The following is a 19204-nucleotide window of genomic DNA, read 5'->3' on the forward strand; positions in this document are numbered from 1 at the left end:
CGGAGGAGCACGTGAACCGTGAGGACCGCGCGGGCGCCGGGGACCCGGGGGACCCCGTGGTCGCCCGCGATCAGGCGGCCGCGGCCGCCGCGGGGCGCGGCCTGCGGATCGCCGAGCTGCACACGATCGCCGAGTTCGCGCGGGTGGTCCGGCTGTTCGACGGCATCTGGCGCCCGGAGCCGTGGAACCCGCCGGTCACGGCGGAGCTGATGCGGGCGCTGACCCACGCGGGCGGATACGTGGCCGGGGCGTTCGACGGCGCGGAACTCGTCGGCGCCGGGGTCGCCTTCCTCGCGGCGCCCGCGGGGCGGGCGCTGCACTCGCACGTGACCGGGGCCGTGCGGCCCGGCGCCGGATTCGCGCTCAAACTGCACCAGCGGGCCTGGGCCCTGGAGCGCGGCCTGAGCCGGATCACCTGGACCTTCGATCCCCTGGTGCGCCGCAACGCCCACTTCAACCTGGCCAAGCTCGCCGCCCTGCCGGAGGAGTACCTGCCCGACTTCTACGGGCAGATGGGCGACGCGGTCAACGCCGGCGACGAGTCCGACCGCGTCCTCGCCGTGTGGCGGCTGGACGACCCGCGGGTGGCCCGGGCGTGCGACGGCCTGCCGTACCGGCCCGCCGGGGCGGACGGCGCGGTGGCCGCGCTCGCCGAGCGGGACGGGCGGCCGGTGGCCCTGGACACCGGCGCACCGGAGGTGCTCGTCGCCGTGCCCGCGGACGTGGAGTCCCTGCGCCGCGCCGCCCCCGAGACGGCCAAGGCGTGGCGGCACGCCGTACGCGACGTGCTGGGCGGGCTGATGGCGGAGGGCCGTCCGGTGACGGGCTTCGCCGGCGGTTGCTACGTCGTCGGACGGCGCTCCCCCACGGCGGGGTGAGCCGGGCGGACCGGGCAGGGACCGGGGCAGGGACCGGGGCAGGGACCGGGCAGGGAACGGACAGCGACGTCCCCGGCGACTGCGGCGATCACCGGCAGAGGTAACGTGCCAGATGAGCCGGGTGGGGAGACCCGGCGACGGGCCACGAGTCCTTATTGATCATCTGATTACCGGGGGGGAATCAGATGAGCGGGTGGCGGGGATCCCCGGTGCGGATCCGCCTGACGGTGCTGGGGAGCGCGGTGATGGCGCTCCTGTGCGCCGTCGCCGTGCTGCTCGTCCTCGTCGTCCTGCACGGCACCGCCGAGCAGTACAAGACCGACGAGATCACCACCACCGCCGTACGCCTCGCCTACCAGGCCAAGCGCGACCGCCTGCCTCCGGTGCTCCTGGACCAGGACCTGGCCGGGGTGCAGGTGATCGACCACAGCGGCCGGATCGTCTCGGTCAGCGACAGCCTCGTGGGGCGCCCGCGCATAGCCGCGTTCCGGCCGGAGCTGACGAGCCCGGAGACGAGCAAGCAGCTCTGCGACTCCCCCGCGTTCCCGGGCCGGTGCCTGGACGTCGTCGCCTTCCGCTTCCACAACACCGGCGGCCTGTGGACGATCTACGCGGCCGACGACCCCGTGCCGTGGTATGTCAGCGGCCCGCTGCTGGCGGCGCTCCTCGGCGGCTCGCTCCTGCTGGTCGCGGTGACCGCGCTCGGCACCTACCAGACCGTGCGCAGGGCGCTCGGCCCGGTCGAGGCGATCACGAGCAAGCTGGCCAGGATCACCGCCACCGACCTCAGCCAGCGCGTGCCGGTGCCGAAGCACCACGACGAGATACGGCGGCTCGCCGAGACCGCCAACCAGACCCTGGACCGGGCGGAGACGGCCGTCGAGCGGCAGCGCCGCTTCGCCGCCGACGCCTCCCACGACCTGCGCAGCCCGCTGACCGCGATGCGCACGGAGATCGAGGAGGCGCTGCTGCACAGCGAGGACGCCGACTGGCCCGCCACCGGGCGCGCCCTGCTGGGCAGCTGCGACCGCCTGCAGGCGCTCGTGACCGACCTGCTCCAGCTCGCCCGGCTCGACTCCGGCGCCTCTCCCCGGCGTGAGCCCGCCGACCTCGGCGGCCTCACCGCCCGTGAGCTCGACCGCAGACCGCGCAAGGTGGAGCTGGTGCGGCACCTGGCGCCCGGCGTCGTCGTGGTCGGCAACCGGATGGCGCTGGCCCGCCTGCTCAACAACCTCCTCGACAACGGCGAGCGGCACGCGGACTCCACGCTCACGGTGACCGTGCGCCGCGAGGACGGCAAGGGCGTGCTGGAGGTGCTCGACGACGGCGCGGGGATCCCGCCGGACAAGCGGGAGCTGGTCTTCCAGCGCTTCACCCGGCTCGACGCCGCCCAGTCGAAGGACGCCGGAGGCACCGGGCTCGGCCTGTCCATCGCCCGCCAGATCGCCCAGGCGCACGGGGGGACGCTCACGATCGAGGACAGCGACCGGGGCGCCCGTTTCGTGCTGCGGCTCCCGCTCGCGCCCGCCCGTTGAAACGCGCACGCCCGTGGCAACGCGCCCGCCCGCGGAAACGCCGCCCTACTCCTCCTCCGGCACGACGATCACGGTGGGCACCGGAACGCGCAGGGCCTCGGCGACCGCCTCCTCCAGCTCCCCCGGCGTCTTCACGGCGCGGCCCCGCGCGCCGTACGCGGCGGCGAGGGCGGGGAAGTCGGGCGCGTGCAGGTCCACGGCGACCGGCCGCATGCCCCGCTCCCGCATCTCCTCGCGGATCTCCCCGAAGCCGCCGTTGGCGGACACGACGACCGGCAGGCTCAGCTCCAGCTGCACCGCCGTGGCCAGCTCCTGCAGGCTGAACTGGAAGGCGCCGTCGCCGGCCAGCGCCACCACGGGGAGGTCGGGCCGTCCGAGCTTGGCGCCGATGGCGGCCGGCAGCGCGAAGCCCAGCGTGCCGAACCCGGTGGGGAACAGGAACCGCCCGGGCGGGTCCATCGGCATGCCGACGAGCGCCCCGTGGTAGACGACCATCGAGTTGTCGCCCACCACGACCGTCTCCGGCGGCAGGGCCCGGCGCAATGCCGCGAGCTGACCGGACCATCTGCGGGTGAGCTCCTCGAGCTCCGCCGCGTGGCCCGTGCCGGGGTCCCGCTCCCGGCGCGGCCTCGGCACGACGCCCTGCCGGTCGAGCCGCTCGGCCAGCCCGCGCATGGCGAGCTCCGCGTCCGCGACGATCGCCACGTCGGCCACGTGGTCGCCGTGCATCTGCCCGGGGTCGATGTCGATCCGCACGAGGCGGCCGGACAGGGCGAAGGCGTCGTCCCACAGGTCGGCCGGGCCCAGCTCGGTGCCGACGGCCAGCACGACGTCGCACGCGGCGAGCCACCGGCGGACGGCCTTCAGATGCAGCGTGGCGCCGAGCACCAGCGGGTGGCTCTCCGGCACCGCGCCCTTGCCGTTGACCGTGGTCACGACCCTCGCGCCGAGCCGTTCCGCCAGGCGCATCGCCAGACTCCCCACCGGCGGCGCCTCGCCGGCCGGGCTCCGCCGGCCCGGGCACTGCGCGCCGCCGCCGAGCACGAGACCCGGACGGCGCGCCGCCCGCAGCAGCCCGGCGGCCGCGTCGAGGGCGCCCGGATCGGGCTCGCGGCGCGTGATCAGGTACGGCGGGACGATCTTGACCTGTCCCTCCAGATCGAGCAGATCGAAGGGGATCTCGACGTGGACCGGGCGGGGGCGGCCCTCGGCGAAGCGCCCGAAGGCGCGGGCGACGGCGGCGGGGATCTCCCGCACGGTCGTCACGCGGTGGCTCCAGGCGCACAGCGCGTCGATCGCGCGCGACTGATCCCTGCTCTCGTGCAGGTAGCCGCGGCCGTCGCGGGGATGGCCGGTCGGGACGCCCGGGGAGACGAGCAGGATCGGCGAGGAGTCGGAGTACGCCTGGCCGAGGGCCGTGGCCGCGTTGACCACGCCGGGGCCGGTGGTGGTGACGACGACGCCCGGCCTGCCGGTCACCCTGGCGTACCCGTCGGCGGCGTATCCCGCGCCCTGCTCGTGCCGCGGCGTCACGCACCGCACGCCCGCGCGGTCGAGCTCCTCGTAGATCGCGAGGTTGTGGGTGCCCGGAATGCCGAAAATCGTGTCGACGCCGTGCAGCCGCAGCGCCTCGACCAGGGCGCGCGCCCCCGTGGGCGTCGTGATCGTCCCCGCCGGGGGGATCGGGTCATGGCCGTCCACGTATCACTTCCCGGAAGAGCGGAGGGGTTTGTCTTGGGTTTCCCAAACGGTTTCCCCTTTTCGCGCGCCGCCCTACCGTTCCGCGTGCCGGATTTTTCCTCCGGTCATCGGAAACGCGGCCGGGGACGCGTTCCCACCTCGTGTTCGTCCGATCCGTACGTCAGCACATTCCCGATGGACTTCACGGCCTGGCGCACCATCCGGTGCATCGCCTCGGCGGTGTGGGAGGCGATGTGGCCGGTGATCAGAAGGCGGTCGGGAAAATCGCGCCGCAATTCGATGGCCTCCTCACATTCGGCGTCGTAGAAGCCGTCGAAGACCGCCATGCCGACGCGGCCCTTCTCCAGGCCGGCGTACAGCGCGCCGGGGCTGACGATGGCCGGGCGGGCGGTGTTGACGAGGATCGCGCCCTCCGGCATCCGGCCGATCACGGTCGAGTCGACCATCGACCTGGTCTCGCCGGTCTCCGGCACCATGACCACGAGGATGTCGCTGGCCGCGGCCAGGTCGAGCAGGGGCAGGTAGGAAATGCCGAGGTCGCTCTCGACGTCGGGCCTGCGGGTGCGGCTGAAGTAGGACACGCGGACGCCGAAGCCCCGGCGCAGGATCTCCGCGATCCGCCGGCCGTTCGCGCCCATCCCGATGATGCCGACGCTGCGGGCGGCGAGCTCGTGCGGAAGCTCTTCGGAGCCGTGCCAGCCGGGGACCCGGTCGCCCAGGTGCCGGGGAATGCCCAGGTTGGCGTTGACGATCTGCGCGACCGTGAACGTCGCGACCGCGTCGGTCGCCGCCCCCGGCGTGTTCGTGACGGCGATGCCCAGCCGGTCGGCCGCCGCGACGTCGACGAAGTTCTCGTAGCCCACCCCGAGGAAGGCCACGACCCTCAGCGTCTCGCGCGCCTCGCGCAGCGCCGGCGCCGTCGCCCGCTCCTCGCCGCCGTGCAGGTAGGCGACCGCCCCCACCAGCTCACGCGCCAGCTGGTCCTCGGTCAGCGGCGACGCGGGCCGCCGTACCGTGAGTCCCTGCCGGGCGAGCGGCTCCAGCAGCGCCGTGTCGATGCCCGCCCCCGTGACCAGGACCGTCCCGCCTTCGCACTCCGCTCCGGCCACCGGCCGCGGCCGCGCGGGACGACAGTCCGATATATCCCTTGAAGCCACGGTTTGGGACATTTCAATTATCTCTCAGACTTGGGACATATATGTCTGTTTTTCCCTGTGGTATCTCTCCAATCACAACAACCAGGCGGCGTACGAAATACCACGGATGGTCCAGGCGACGGAGCAGGAATCCAATGGTATAAGGGTTGTGGTGGTTCCGTCTCCACCTGAGTCGGAAAAGGAAACCCCTAGGGAGGGTCTGGGGGACCCCGGCCTCGGTCCCGCCCAGCCACACGAGCGTCCATTTCCGCACTCACGGCGGCGCGGAAAGGCCGCGGCAAGGACGGCGCAGCGCAGAGAGGGCCACGAATGAAACTCCAGCCGCGACAGCAGCTACTCGAGCTGTGGGAGGCGGCCGCGCGCGCCTCCTACCGGGACGGCGCCTGGGCCTGGGGAGGCCGGGACGGGTCGAACTCGATCTCCGACGCCGAGCAGCTCCTGTGCTTCATGTATCCGGCCTCCGAACTGCCCGGCTTCCGCCTGGACACGCCCGACGACACGGCCGACGACGTGCTGGCCGCGCTGCACGTCCTCGGCGACTCGGTGGAGATCCCCAAGCTGCTGCTGCGCGTGATCGGCGAGTACCTGCGCAAGTACACCACCAAGGACGGCCGGTCGGTGTTCTCCGGCGACAGCTACTTCCGCACGCTGGACGACGAGGCGAAGATCACCCCCGAGCAGCTCGAGCTCGACGTGGTCGACTCCTTCTCGATGTCCGTCACGCTCGCGCTCGGCACACTGGGCTTCCTGAAGGTCTTCCGGCAGAGCGTGCGGCGCCAGTCCACCCGCAGCGAGATCCGCGAGCTGGAGGACCTGGCCAGCAAACGGCTGTCGGCCGCGATGGCGGGCCTGCTGCGCAGCTTCACGGTCAACGCGTTCGACCCCGGCTCCACGGCCGGCCAGGCGCTGCTGCGCACCGTGAACCAGACCGGCGCGCCCACCCGCCGGGTGCTCGACGACCTGCGCCGTGAGCTGCGGCCGGTCCGGGCCGGCCTGCGCGACCTGACGATCGGCTCGGGCAGCCAGGTCGACCTCGACAACGAGAACCTGCTGTTCGAGTGCGGCTGGACGTGGGGCGTCGTCAAGGACGCCCCCGACATCGTCACCCCGCTCGACATCGGGCCCCAGCCCAAGGGCGTGGCCGCCGACACGCCGTTCCTGTACTTCACCGTCAACGCCCTTGTCGGCATCGCCGACCTGTTCTCCGCCCGCACCCGCGTCCTGAGCCTGCTCAACGACGACCAGATCACCCTCGCCCAGGCCATCCAGCGCCGCTGGGACCTCACCCAGTCCTACTGGCGCACGATCGCGACGTTCGGGCGGGGCACCTGGCCGCTGGAGGACATCCCCTGGCGGACGGTGGACGAGAAGGAGTCGGACTACTACAGCCTCGGCGTCACCGCCATGGTGGTGCAGAGCCTGGTCAACAACCGGGCGGCCGACCTGGACCTCGGCCGGGTCGCCGCCGTGCTGGAGGAGCTGGCCATCCGCGCCAGGATCACCCGCAGGGCGGTGCCGGGCGACCCGCCCGTGCTCATGCACTCCCCCGGCGTCCCGATCAATCTCCACGGCAGTGACTCGCTCGGCCCCCACCTGGTCTGGGTCGTCTCCGACTTCGCCATCACGCTGCTCAAACGCACCATCTGGGCCGCCTCCATCGCGCAGAACACGCGGATGCGCGAGCGGCTGATCGCCCTCGCCGACCAGATCTGGCGGCACATCATGCTGCGCCGCCACGCGGACGGGCCCGCCGCCGGCCTGTGGGACCAGCCCGGCAACGTCTTCGCCGACATCGAGGCGCGCGACGAGGAGCCGTCGTGGTACTTCAGCGAACGCGTCGTCGAGTTCCTCGTCTCCGCCGCGACGTCCAGCGGAGAGCCGCCGCTGCGCAGCCCCCAGCTCGTCGAGCTGGCCTACCAGATGCTCGGGGAGGCCGAGCACCTGCTGGACCAGGAGCTGGTCACCCGGCCACTGGTGGCCGGGCAGACGATCCAGCCGAAGCTCCGCACGATCCAGGCCTCGCTGCAGCGGGCCAGGGCGATCGTCAGCGACCGCCCCGCGACCGCGCAGGCCCTGATCAACAGCGCGCTCCTCGACCTCGAACGGCTCGCCGCCGCCCGCGACAGCGCGTCGGAGGCGATCTGAATTGCTGGTCTTCGCGATCTCGGACAAGGGCGGGACCGGGCGCTCGGTCACCGGCACCAACATCGTGTACCGGCACGCCCTGCAGGGCAACGACGTCTGCTACCTGGACTTCGACTTCGGCTCGCCGACCGCCGGAGCCATCTTCAGCGTGAGCGGGGTGGCCCGCGGCACCCGGCGCAACGGCCTGCACGAGTACCTGCGGGGCGAGTGCCCGCAGCCGCGGCGGGTGGACGTGTGGGCCGAGTCCGACCGCGAGGGGCTGCGCACGCGCCCGCCCGGCGCGGGACGGCTCGTGCTGTTTCCGGGCAGCGAGGGCGGCGGCGAGCTGTCGGCCCTCACCGATGAGCTCGTCGGCCGCTGCGTCCAGCTGTTCGGGCGGCTGGAGGAGGAGTTCGACCTGTGCATGGTCGACGTCAGCGCCGGCCGGTCCTTCACGGCCGAACTGGTCCTGGCGGCGACCGTGCGGATGCCGGCCGTCCCGTTCCGCTGGCTGGTCTTCCACCGCTGGACGCGTCAGCACATCATCGCGGCCGCCGGGCTCGTCACCGGCGCGGACGGGCTGCTCGACGTCGGCACCAGGTTCGGCCACGACGCCGACGACCTGCGCGACCGCATCCGCTTCGTGCGCACGGCCGTGCTCGAGCCGGACGCGGCGGAGCTCGTCGGACTGCGCGACGAGCAGCGGGCGTGGCTGAGCGCGTGCGACAGCGAGCTGCGCGAGCTGGCCGGCCGCCACAGCGTCGGCCGCACGGCCATGCTCGGCAAGATCCCGCTGGACCCGGTCCTCCAGTGGCGCGAGCAGCTCATCACCGACGAGGACGTGCTCGCCAGCAAGATCGCGAACGCGGAGACCGCCGCCGCGTTCGACGAGCTCGCCAAGAAGATCGTCGACGACAACGCGTGGGAGGGCCTGTGACGCCGGTGCACGCGACGTTCGGCGAGGTGGCGGCCGAGCGCAGGGTCGCCTCCGTCCCCCTGTCCCACGTGTCCGTCGAGCTCGGGCACCTCTACATGGAGGACTTCGAGGCGGGCCCGGCCCGGTTGCGCGAGCAGTTCCGCAGGGTCGCGCCGTGGCTCGCCACGGTCCGCTCCTTATGGCGTGAGCGGGTGCCCGGAGGCCGTGCCCGGGTGAGCACCTGCTTTCTCGTGGACGACTACTTCAGCCGCTTCAGCACTCCCGCCGAGCTGGTGCCGATGATCCTCGAGGCGGCGGCCGAGCACGACCTGACCATCGACTACCTGGCCCGCGAGTCCGCCTGTGCCCAGTTCGAGGATGCGCAGTCGAACGGCGTCGAGCTGGCGCGGCTGGTGGAGGACCGGCTCGTCGACGACCCGCCGCCGGATACCGACGGGTCGCGCCCGCCGGTGAAGGAGACGGGCTGGCTGTGCAACGGCTCCCGCTCGCCCCGTACCGCTCCGGTGCAGGCGATGGGGAAGGCCCGGCCATGGGAACCGCCCGTACAGAACGCCAAGCGCGGCCACTCGATCTTCGTGGACGTCGAGCTGTGGGACGAGAAGGGGCCGCGGCGCACCTGGTCGTGCCCCTTTCTCGCGGCCGTCTGGCAGCTCCTGCGGCTGGGGCTGCTGCGCAGCGACGGCCGGGTGCCGCTCCCGCCGGTGGCCCTGGACGGGGGCTGGCCCCGCGACTGGGACGATCTGCCCGCGGTCGTCCGGCTCGACCCCCAGGCGGCGCCGTTCAGCGCGTACACCACGCTGTCCGTCCTCTCCCCCCGGTTCCTGCCCGTCGAGCTGGCCGTACGGACGATCCTGAGCCAGGTCGCGGTGGACGACGAGGTCCTGCGGCAGATCGCCGGCCGGAGCGAGGGCGAGGGAGTCCGGCTCGAAGAGGAGCTCGTCGACCGCATCTCCTACGTCTTCGTCTGAGGGGCCCGATGCTGGTGATGGGGGAAGTCCACACCGGGCTGCTGCAGAACTCCGGGGAGATCTCCGAGTCGACGTGCCGTCAGGTGCTCGGGATCACGGCCGGGGAGACCGTGCGGGTCTCCCGCCGTCCCATCGTCCACGCCCTGTCGCCCGAGCGGCTGACGGGGGTGGACTGCGCGCTGCCGGCCGCCTCCCGTTCCCGGGTCAGGGGCGTGGGCACGGTCGTGTCCCGCTGCACGGTGACCGGGGGCCGGGTCGCCCAGGGCTCGTCGTACGTCAGGGTGGTGCGCTCGGAGGCCGACCGCAGGCTGGCCTGGTCGCACTACCTGGCCCGGCCGGGCGTCGTGGAGGTCCTGGGGAAGGCGAAGGCGGCCGACCTCGCCGAAGGGTTCACCGGCGACCCCGCGCCCGGCTGCCTCGATCTGGGCGCCGTCAGCGGGCGCTTCCTCGACCTCGTGCAGGCCTCCCCGCTGCTGGACCGGCGGGCCCCGTTCAAGATCCCGCGGACGAGCCTGCGGTGGGTGGCCGAGACCGGCGAGCCGTCGATCCGCTTCACCCTGCACACCGAGCAGGAGCGGACCCTGCGCCTGACGCACCCGGGCCCGTTCACCCCCGCCGTGGTCGACCTGTGCGAGGACCTGGCGACGCACGACTGGCTGCTGACGTCGCTGCTGGTCATCGTCGAGCGGGCGCGGATCGGGACGACGCCGGGGGCCCAGGCGGTGGCCCGCCTGGCACCCGCCATCGACCACCTGCTGCACCTGTGGATGCCCGCCGCCCGGGTCGAGGAGTGGCTGACGCCGTTCTGGGACAGCCTGGAGCGACGACCGGGGTTCACCCGGCAGTGGCGGTCCCTGGTCGACCGGGTCCGCGACCAGGTCGCGATGAACACCCTGGCCCTGCTCAGTGCGTCCGCCGAAACCGGACGGAGGTGACCGTGACCGGAGAAGCACCCGAGCCGTCGCGCGCGCTGGTCCCGAGGATCGTGCGCAAGGTCCTCGTGACGGTGCTCGTGGGCGGCGTGAGCTACCTCGTGAGCAACGCACTCATCCACGGGCCGAACGAGGACCTGTGGAGCCTGCTGCTCGCGACGTTCATCAGCGGCGTCGTCTTCGTCGTGCAGTTCCTGACGGACGTGGACGACCAGCTCGAGACCGTGCTGCAGGAGCAGCGCAGGCAGCACACGAAGACCCACGACCTGGTGGCCGACAGCTTCTCCAAGATCAACGAGGCGAGCAAGCTGTTCGGCGTCGTGGAGATGTCCGCGCTGCAGACCAGGGGCGTGGCCGAGCTGGTGCAGAACGCCGCCAAGATCCGCGACGACATGCCCGACCTCGTCAAGAGCCTGGTCCACCACGAGGTCACCCGGATGGCCAAGTTCCTCGGCGAGCTGTCCGACGGCAGGTACGCGTTGTACGAGGGCGAGGACCGCGACTGGCTGCTCGCGCTCGCGCGCAACACGCGGATCAGTCTCGACGCGATCAGCCTGACCAGCGTGGACGCCCGCGACGCCGAGTTCGGGAGCGGCTTCTGGCACACCGACCTCGGGCAGCGCTACGTCCGGCTCCAGCGCGACCTCGTCCAGCGCGGGGTGCGGGTGCGCCGGCTGTTCGTCGTGGATCGTTCCGAGCGGCTCGACTCCGAGGCGTTCCGCCGGGTTTGGAAGTGGCAGACCACGGTCGGAATCGAGGTGCGCACGCTCCTCCTCACCGACGCGCCGCCCCTGCTGCGCGGCTCGCTTTCGGACTTCATCCTGTTCGACGGGGTCGTCTACTACGAGTCCAACCCCGCCCCTCAGGTCGGCGACGGCATCGCCCCGGTGATCCACAGCACGATCCTCGTACGGGACCAGGAGAGGGTGCGGGAACGGGTCGAGCGGTTCGGCGAGCTGTGGGACGCGGCCACACCGGCGGCCTGACCGGGGAATCGGACCGGGCGCCTCAGAGGACGGCGTCGGGCGCCGGCGGCGCCGGAGGGAAGGGCCGGTCGGGACGGCAGACGGCGAGCAGTTCCCGCTCCTTCGCGCCGGCGGTCCCCGTGACCAGGGCCGCCACCAGCTCCGCCGTGACGGGGGCGAGCGTGACGCCGAGGCCGCTGTGGCCGGTGGCCGCCACGACGCGGCCGTGGTCGTCCACGTGGCCGAGGATGGGCATGTGGTCGGCGCTGCCCGGCCGCAGTCCGGCCCACCGCCGGCCGATCGGCCAGGTGGCCGCCGCGGGCATGAGGGCGGCGACGCCCCGCCGGATCTCCTCGATCGCCGCGGCGGTCACCGTCACGTCCCCCACGTTCTCCTCGTAGGTGACGCCCACCGCCACCCTGCCGTCGTACCGCGGGACGAGATAGGGGAAGTACTCCCGGCCGTCCTGCCTGATCTCCGCGAAGACGTGGTGGCGCAGCGGGTAGGTGACCGCCCCGGGCGGGCGGACGTCGTATGCCACGCCCTTGATGGGAAACAGGTGCGCGCGATGGCGGGGCAGGAAGACCCCGCTCAGGTGGCCGGCCGCGACCACGGCCGTCTGCGCGGACACCCGGCGGCCGTCGTGGAGGTCGACCTCGACACCGGCGGGCCCGGTCCGCAGGCCGGTGGCGTAGACCGCGTTCAGCACCCGGATCGGCGTACGGCCCGACAGCACGGCTCCCGACAGTGCGGCCATGAGCACCCGCGGGTCGAGCGCGAGCTCCTCCGGCAGCAGGAAGCCGCCGACGACGCGCTCGCTCAGCAGTGGTTCGAGGTCTCTGGCGTCGGCCGCCGTCAGCCGCACGACGGCGAACGGCGAGTTCTTCCACTGCGGCAGCACGGTGGACTCGAGGCGCTCCATCTCGGCGTCGTCCAGCGCGACCTGGATGTCGCCGCCGTCGAGCACCGGAACCTCGACGCCGGAGGCCGCGTGGATCTCCTTCAGCCATCCCGGATACATGTCGCGGCTGCGTTTGATCACGTCGCTGAGCGGGCCGAGGCAGGAGGGCTCCGTCTGGGTCAGGATGCCGCCCATGGCACCGTCGGAGGCGCCGAGCCCGAGACGCTGCCCGGCGTCCACGAGCACCACGCTCGCGCCCCGCGCGGCCAGCCGATGCGCGATGGCGCAGCCGATCACGCCACCACCGATGATCACGACGTCGCAGGTCTCAGGCACGCGGGCTCCCAGTTCGCCGTCCTCGCTTCGACAGTAGGCGAGGGAGGGCCGTTCAAGAAGGCCACACACCGGTGACCTCGCCGAACTGTACCGCGAGGGAATCTTGCCGGCCGGGAAATCCGGCGAGTCGCGACACGCCAAACCCCTTCCCGAGCTATTGGATGAGCCGTACAATTGCGACGCCGGAAGGGAGAACGCATGTCCGCCGCGCCGAAGACCACCGCGACCAGCGAGAAGGACGAGCACGTCGCCGACCGGAGCGCGTACGAGGCCGTCATCGAACGCCTGTCGAAGGCCTCGGTCGACAAGCACTGGGAGCCGTACGTCGACATCCCCTGGGACGACCCGGAGTTCCACGTGGACCGCGACGACCCGCGGTGGGAGCTGCCGCCGGCCGACAGGCTGGGCGGCCACCCGTGGTACCTCGCCCAGCCGCCGGAGGTCAGGTCGCGCATCGGGCTCTGGCGGGTCGCGACCGCCATGAAGATCGGGCTGCAGTTCGAGAACCTGCTCAAGCGCGGGCTGCTCAACTACGCCTACCGGCTGCCGAACGGCTCCCCCGAGTTCCGGTACGTCTACCACGAGATGATCGAAGAGGGTCATCACGGGATGATGTTCCAGGAGTTCGTGAACCGCACGAAGCTCCCCATCCGCGGCATGCCCGGCCCGCTCAGCCTGCTCGCGCAGGTGGTGCCGTGGATCCCGCTGATCTCCACCGAGCTGTTCTTCGTCTTCGTGCTGGGCGGCGAGGACCCGATCGACCACGTGCAGCGCGCGACGCTGAAGAGCGGGCGGATCCGGCACCCGCTCGAAGAGACGATCATGCGGATCCACGTGGCGGAGGAGGCGCGGCACATCTCCTTCGCCCGGCACTACCTCCGCCGGCGGGTGCCGCGCATGCCCCGCCACCGCCGCTTCGCGCTGAGCCTGCTCACGCCGCTGGTCATCGGCCTGATGGCGCGGATCATGCTGTCCCCGCCCGGTTCCATGATCAGGGCGTTCCGGATCCCCGGCGACGTCGTGCGCGAGGTCTACGTGGACAACCCCGAGACCGCCGCGCAGACCCGCGACTCGGTGGCCAGAACGAGGGAGCTGTGCGCCGATCTGGGCATGATGAACCCGGTCAGCCGCCGTCTGTGGCGGGTCATGGGCATCTGGGACGAGCCGAAGGTTCGGGCGAGGAGCAACGCGTGAGGAAGACCGCCGTCGTCACGGGCGGGGCGTCGGGGATCGGGCGGGCCGTCGCCGCCGAGCTCGTACGGCGCGGCGTCCACGTCACGATCGCCGACGTCCGGGGCACCGAGGACGCCGCCAAGGAGCTCGGCTGCGCGGGCGTCGTGTGCGACGTCTCCGACGCGGAGGCCGTACGGGAACTGGTCACCGGGGTGGCCGCCGAGCACGGGCGGCTCGACTTCCTGTTCAACAACGCGGGCATCGCGGTGGGCGGCCGCGCCGAGGAGTTCACGCTCGACCACTGGAACCGGACGATCGACGTGAACCTGCGCGGGGTGGTCCACGGCGTGCACGCGGCGTACCCGCTCATGATCGAGCAGGGCTTCGGGCACATCGTCAACACCGCGTCGCTGGCCGGGCTCACCCCCGCGCCCATGATGCTGCCGTACACGACGACCAAGCACGCCGTCGTCGGGCTGTCGCTCGCGCTGCGGGCCGAGGCGGCGGCGCACGGCGTGCGGGTCAGCGCGGTCTGCCCCGGATTCACGGACACCCCGCTGCTGGACAACGCCAACCCCGGGCTGCCGCAGACCGAGATCGGCCTGCGCGCCCGCACGGCGGCCGTGCGGGCCCAGGGGCGCCTGTATCCCGTGGAGTCGCTCGCCCGCGACGTCCTGCGCGGCGTGGCCGCCGACCGGGCGCTCATCGTGGCGCCCGCGTCCGCCCGGGCCACCTGGCGGGCCGTACGGCTCTCGCCCGCCCTGGCGGTGCGGGCGGCCGGGACGGCCTTCCGCCGGATCACGCGCTGATCCCCGGCCGGATCACGGACTCAGGGGCAGGTACTCGAACCAGTCGAACGCGGCGACGTTGGAGCTCGGGCGGCCGTTGGAGCTGGCGTACATGCCGACGTAGGCCCCGGTGAAGCCGCCGGCGACCGCCGTGCTGAGGATCCTGCCGTCCACCGGGTCGCCGAGGTCGGTCCACTCCCCCGCCGTCACGGCGTACCTGGCCTGGTAGGCCTGCCCGCGCGCCTCGACGCCGAGGTACAGCCGCCGCTGGCCCGGCACCCGTACGGAGGCGAGCAGGTCGTCGCCGCCCGCCTTCCTGCGGACGAGTTCGAGACCGCGCTGGGTCCGCACGAGCAGCACGTGGTGATCGTCGTTCTGCACCAGCGCGAGCCCGGCGCACTCCCCGGCCGCGGGCGTGAAGTCGAGCGCGGCGTGGACGGCGAAGTCCATGTGCTGCTGCCGCCGGGCGACCAGGCTCGGGTTGACCCGCTGGGCCAGCGTCTCGGGCCGCAGCCGCAGGCGCAGCCGGCTGTCGCCGAGGCTCCAGTAGGGCGCGCGCGGGGTGCGCAGGTGGTTCCAGACCGGGGAGAGCCGGCCGGCGTCGAAGTGGTCGCAGGCGGGGACGGCGGGCCAGCGGTGCTCGGGCAGCGTGGGCCCCGCGGCCACGGGCTCGACCCGGGCGGCGACCGGCCAGCCGTCCTCCCAGGTGACCCGGGTGAGGAAGGTCTCCCTGCCCAGGTTGTCGCCCCGCACGTTGCCGGCGCCCAGGTCGCCGGGGGTGCCGTACGGGCGCGTGGCCAGCAGCACCATCCACCACTCGCCGTCCTGGGTCTCCACCAGGTCGGCGTGGCCCGTGCAGGCGATGGGATGGCCGAGGCCGAGATGCCGGTGGGTGAGGATCGGGTTGCGCGGGTTCGGCTCGTACGGCCCGGTCACGTGGTCGGCCCTGGCCACCACGACCGCGTGGTCGTACGACGTGCCGCCCTCCGAGGTCAGCAGGTAGTACCTGCCACCGATCTTGTACAGGTGCGGGCCCTCCGACCATATGGCGCCCCGCTGGGCGGCCTCCCAGATGATCCGCTCCTCGCCGCGCTGCTCCAGCGTGACCGGGTCGAGCTCCACCAGGTAGATCTCGTTGTCGCCGCGGTAGCGGCCCGGGTCCTTCTCCCTGGTGCCGGTGAGCCAGATCCGGCCGTCGTCGTCGAACAGCAGCGAGGGGTCGATGCCGCGGGTGCCCGGCAGCCATCGCGGCTCGCTCCAGGGGCCCGCGGGGTCGGTCGCGGTGACGATGAAGTTCCCCGGCCCGTCCACCAGCGTGGTGACGACGTAGAAGACGCCGTCGTGGTGGCGGATGGTGGCGGCGTAGACGCCGCCCGACGGCCGGATGCCGTCCAGGTCGAGCTGGGACGGACGGTCGAGCACGTGCCCGAGCTGCCGCCAGTTGACCAGGTCGCGGCTGTGGAAGACCGGCACCCCGGGGAACCACTCGAAGCTGGAGGTCACCAGGTAGTAGTCCTCACCCACCCGGCACACCGATGGATCGGGGTGGAACCCGGGGATGACCGGATTCCGGTACTCCCACCCGTCGACTCCGTCGATCATTCGTCCCCTCTCTCTCAAGCGTGACCGGCCCGGTTCCCCTTCCCGGGGAACCGGGCCGCCCGGCACGGACACGGTGCGCCAGAGCCTCCCAGCGCGGGGCCTCCCTGCGCCAGGCCCCCGCGGCGGATCCGGCTCCGGTGACCGGTGTCCGGCTGGATCCCGGGGCTCAGCGCCGCAGTCGCAGCACGCCCCAGTGGCTGGTGTCCCGGTAGCCCTGGCCGGTGGCGTCGCTCCAGGTCACCGCGCTCGTACGGGCGGTCCCCGCGGCGTCGTTGACCTGGACGTCGAAGCCGAGCAGCGCGCCGTCCTCCAGGGTGAACGTGGGCAGTCTCACGGCCGCCTCGACCACGTATCCGCCGGGGACGACCTTCGCGGCGGCCGTCAGGTTGTCCTTCACGCCCGCGGCGTCGAAGGTGCCGCCGACGCTGGTCCTGCCGGAGAAGCTGATTCGGTACTGGCCGTCGTCGTCGCCGTAGCCCCTGGTCTTGCCGTTGCCGGGGTCGACGAAGAACTCCACCGAGTCCTGCTCCCAGGGGTTGTCCGACTGCTCGCTGAGCGCAGGGTCGGAGACCTGCGCCAGCAGGTAGAGCGTCCCGCCGCTCCACAGGGCCCGGGCCCGCGCCGTCGCCCCGGACGTGCCCTGGATCCACGTGGCGGTGCGGATCTCCGGCGCCTCCGCCCAGGCCCGGTCGACGGCGCCGTCGACCACGGGCTGCCGCCGGGGCGCCGTGGTGAGCTTCACCGCCGGCACGGCCGTCACCGTGCCGGTCCACGAGGTCTGCGACCCGCCGGAGGCGTCCCTGACCACCACGCCGACGTCGGCGCCGAGGGGAAGCCGCGCCTCCACCCGGTAGCCGCCGGGCGTCTTCTTCACGGCCGCGTCCACGCCGTGCGGGTGGCCGCCGTCGCGCCCGACCGCGTACGGCCTGCCGCCCACGGTGAACGTCACGCGGTCGCCCCGGTCGTCGTCCGGGTCGCGCACCTCGGCCAGGACGTACAGCCACTTGGCCGACGAGCGGGCCTGGAACCCCGCCGACACCTGGCCCACCCGGGCGATGGGGACATCGGGCAGCAGGTCCCATTCGAGGTCGCGTCCGCCGTCCACCTTCGGCGTCGCGGCGGGGGCCTCCAGCCTGCGCACCAGCGGCGGCAGCTTCGCCGGGTCGGCGATGCCCCAGTACGCCGGCTTGGCCTGGAGCTCGTCGTCGAAGAGCAGCGGCGCGTTCAGCCGGGTGATCGGAAAGGTCGACAGCCACGTGTCGTCGTCCGCCAGGCCCCAGACGGTGACCGAGCTGATCTCGCTCTCGTGCCTGCGGAAGACGTCGAACAGCTCCTTGTAGCGGTAGCCCTGCTCGGCGAGCACCTCCGCGGGGATGGTGTCCCACGTGGAGACGAAGTCGGGGTAGACGCTCACGTCCAGCTCGGTGATCTGCTGGTCCACGCGGAGCGTCGCGAATTTCTCGACGGTGGCCTCAACCTCGGCGGCGGGCGGCTGCTCGATGTTCAGGTGGAGCTGGTGACCGACGCCGTCGATCGGCACGCCCTCGGCCTTCAGCTTCTTCACCAGGGCGTACAACGCCTCCCGCTTGCGCGGGAACTCGGTGTTGTAGTCGTTGACGAACAGCTTGGCCGCCGGGTCGGTCTCGCGCGCGACGCGGAAGGCCGTGCGGATGAAGTCGAGGCCGGTGATCTGGAACCACTTCGACCGGCGCAGCCCGTCGGGCTGGTTCTCGTCGATCACCTCGTTGACCACGTCCCAGACCGCGATCTTGCCCTTGTACCGGCCGACCAGGGTCTTGACGTGGTTCTCCAGCCGCTTCAGCAGCAGCGCCTTGTCCTGCGCGGAGGAGGTGAGGTCGCGGTCGCCGTCCTTGAACACCCAGTCGGGCGTCTGGCTGTGCCAGGCGAGCGTGTGCCCGCGGAAGGTCAGCCCGTGCTGGACGGCGTAGTTCACCAGGTAGTCGCCCTCGGCGAAGCTGAACTCGCCCTCGCGCGGCTCGGTCGCGTCCCACTTGAGGTCGTTGCCGGGGGTGACGCCGCCGAAGTGCTTGAGCAGCAGGTCGCCGTGCTCGCCGAGCGTCTGGGCGCGGGAGATCGCCGCCCCCATGGTGAACGGCACCTCGTCCTTCAGCGAGGGGATGGCGGTCTGGATCGGCGTGGGCTCGACGTACGTCAGCGTGAAGTCGTCCAGGTAGAAGGGGAAGGTCCCGTCGTCGGACTCCACGTAGACGCTGAGGAAGTCCGCGTCGTAGGCGAGGGTGTAGGTGCCGGTGAGCTGGACCCACTGTCCCGCCGGGACCGCCTTCGGCGCGGCCACCCGCTCGTAGCTGGGTGTGCCGCCGGTCCGGCGCTCGATCGACAGGCCGAGGTTGCCCGAGGTCGTGTCGGGGCCGAGGCGCACCCAGGCCGACAGCGTGTACTTCGACCCCTTGGCCATCTTGCCCAGCACGCTGATCGCCGGGCCGTCCCACGAGGCCGAGCGGCCGGTGACGGCGAGGCTGCGCGTGCCGCCGTGCGCCGCCTCCGTGCTCGCCGTCAGGGACGCCGAGGCGCGCGGCGACCAGCCCTGCGCCGTGCCGGTCTCGAAGTCGGTGGCGAGCCCGGAGCGCGAGGGGTCGGTGTCGGAGGTGACGACGATGTCGTCGATGTAGTACTTCGCGGTGGCGTCGGAGCTCTCGGCGTAGAGCTGCAGGCCGGTGGAGTCGGCGCCGAAGGAGTAGGTGCCCGACAGCTCGGCCCAGCCGCCGTCGGTCACGGTGGCGGCGGCGACCCGCTCGTAGGTGGTCTCGCCCCCGTCCGGGGTGCGCTGCATGGTCAGCGCGATCGTGCCGGACGGCTCCCCGCTCACCATCCGCGCGTACGCGGTCACCTGGTAGGTGACGCCCTTCTCGAAGGGCGGGCTGATGGACGCCCCGTGCCAGGTCGCGGTGCGGCCGGAGGTGAGCAGGGAGCGTGACCCCGAGTGCGCGGCGTCCGAGGTCGCGCCGACCTCGACCCCGTCGCCTCTGGGCCCCCATCCCTGGGTGGTGCCGTCTTCGAAGTCGTACTTCGCGACCTGCACGGCCGCGGCGGCGGCGGGAGCCGCGTTCGCCACGACCGCCGGCAGTCCCATGAGAGCGCACAAGACGGCCACGGCTGCGGGCCGGACTGGCAGCAAACGCGTAACTACCGCGGCCGTCCGGGAAAGGAGGCTGCGCATCGGGGGGT

At 72.5% G+C, this 19204-nt stretch carries 14 protein-coding genes; 9 read left to right on the forward strand and 5 right to left on the reverse strand.

Annotated features, from left to right (window positions below):
- The first annotated feature begins 11 nt into the window (after window positions 1-11).
- The gene (locus tag AAH991_RS03920; protein ID WP_346224332.1) at window positions 12-878 is read left to right on the forward strand and encodes a GNAT family N-acetyltransferase; all 867 of its coding nucleotides are present in this window, start codon (window positions 12-14) and stop codon (window positions 876-878) included.
- 209 nt (window positions 879-1087) lie between these two features.
- Window positions 1088-2413, forward strand: a complete 1326-nt coding sequence (locus AAH991_RS03925; protein ID WP_346224333.1) for a HAMP domain-containing sensor histidine kinase — start codon at window positions 1088-1090, stop codon at window positions 2411-2413.
- Between the two features lie 45 nt (window positions 2414-2458).
- Here the strand turns inward: AAH991_RS03925 and AAH991_RS03930 are convergent, their stop codons facing one another.
- Together AAH991_RS03930 and AAH991_RS03935 are read right to left on the reverse strand one after the other, a co-directional pair.
- Complete coding sequence (locus tag AAH991_RS03930) at window positions 2459-4114, reverse strand: 5-guanidino-2-oxopentanoate decarboxylase (RefSeq protein WP_346224334.1); 1656 nt, start codon at window positions 4112-4114, stop codon at window positions 2459-2461.
- A 104-nt stretch (window positions 4115-4218) separates the two neighbouring features.
- Window positions 4219-5223 carry a 2-hydroxyacid dehydrogenase gene (locus tag AAH991_RS03935; protein ID WP_346224335.1) on the reverse strand — a complete coding sequence of 335 codons (1005 nt, stop codon included), beginning with the start codon at window positions 5221-5223 and terminating at the stop codon, window positions 4219-4221.
- 357 nt (window positions 5224-5580) lie between these two features.
- Here AAH991_RS03935 and AAH991_RS03940 point away from each other — a divergent pair, with 357 nt between their 5' ends.
- The 5 genes from AAH991_RS03940 to AAH991_RS03960 are packed head-to-tail and all read left to right on the forward strand — an operon-like array spanning window position 5581 to window position 11218.
- On the forward strand, window positions 5581-7416 hold the full coding sequence (locus AAH991_RS03940) for an SCO2524 family protein (RefSeq protein ID WP_346224336.1): 1836 nt from the start codon (window positions 5581-5583) through the stop codon (window positions 7414-7416).
- A gap of 1 nt (window position 7417) precedes the next feature.
- Window positions 7418-8332 (forward strand): SCO2523 family variant P-loop protein, encoded by a 915-nt coding sequence (locus tag AAH991_RS03945; protein WP_346224337.1) that lies wholly within the window; start codon window positions 7418-7420, stop codon window positions 8330-8332.
- On the forward strand, window positions 8329-9300 hold the full coding sequence (locus AAH991_RS03950; protein ID WP_346224338.1) for an SCO2522 family protein: 972 nt from the start codon (window positions 8329-8331) through the stop codon (window positions 9298-9300). Before AAH991_RS03945 ends, AAH991_RS03950 begins: the two co-directional genes overlap by 4 nt.
- A 17-nt stretch (window positions 9301-9317) precedes the next feature.
- On the forward strand, window positions 9318-10235 hold the full coding sequence (locus AAH991_RS03955; RefSeq protein WP_346224339.1) for an SCO2521 family protein: 918 nt from the start codon (window positions 9318-9320) through the stop codon (window positions 10233-10235).
- A 2-nt stretch (window positions 10236-10237) separates the two neighbouring features.
- Window positions 10238-11218, forward strand: a complete 981-nt coding sequence (locus AAH991_RS03960; RefSeq protein ID WP_346224340.1) for a hypothetical protein — start codon at window positions 10238-10240, stop codon at window positions 11216-11218.
- Between the two features lie 22 nt (window positions 11219-11240).
- Here AAH991_RS03960 and AAH991_RS03965 read toward each other — a convergent pair whose 3' ends face one another.
- The gene (locus AAH991_RS03965) at window positions 11241-12434 is read right to left on the reverse strand and encodes an NAD(P)/FAD-dependent oxidoreductase (RefSeq protein ID WP_346224341.1); all 1194 of its coding nucleotides are present in this window, start codon (window positions 12432-12434) and stop codon (window positions 11241-11243) included.
- Between the two features lie 198 nt (window positions 12435-12632).
- Between AAH991_RS03965 and AAH991_RS03970 the strand changes: the two genes are divergently transcribed.
- A complete protein-coding gene (locus AAH991_RS03970) occupies window positions 12633-13628 on the forward strand; it encodes an AurF N-oxygenase family protein (protein ID WP_346224342.1) in 996 nt (331 codons plus the stop codon).
- Window positions 13625-14416 (forward strand): SDR family NAD(P)-dependent oxidoreductase, encoded by a 792-nt coding sequence (locus AAH991_RS03975; protein WP_346224343.1) that lies wholly within the window; start codon window positions 13625-13627, stop codon window positions 14414-14416. The genes AAH991_RS03970 and AAH991_RS03975 overlap by 4 nt, the downstream gene beginning before the upstream one ends.
- Before the next feature lie 12 nt (window positions 14417-14428).
- Here AAH991_RS03975 and AAH991_RS03980 read toward each other — a convergent pair whose 3' ends face one another.
- Window positions 14429-15997 carry a glycoside hydrolase family 43 protein gene (locus AAH991_RS03980; RefSeq protein ID WP_346224344.1) on the reverse strand — a complete coding sequence of 523 codons (1569 nt, stop codon included), beginning with the start codon at window positions 15995-15997 and terminating at the stop codon, window positions 14429-14431.
- A 166-nt stretch (window positions 15998-16163) separates the two neighbouring features.
- The gene (locus tag AAH991_RS03985; protein ID WP_346224345.1) at window positions 16164-19109 is read right to left on the reverse strand and encodes an endo-1,4-beta-xylanase; all 2946 of its coding nucleotides are present in this window, start codon (window positions 19107-19109) and stop codon (window positions 16164-16166) included.
- Between the last annotated feature and the right edge of the window lie 95 nt (window positions 19110-19204).

Origin of the sequence: Microbispora sp. ZYX-F-249, assembly GCF_039649665.1 — a bacterium.
GTDB classification, from domain to species: domain Bacteria; phylum Actinomycetota; class Actinomycetes; order Streptosporangiales; family Streptosporangiaceae; genus Microbispora; species Microbispora maris.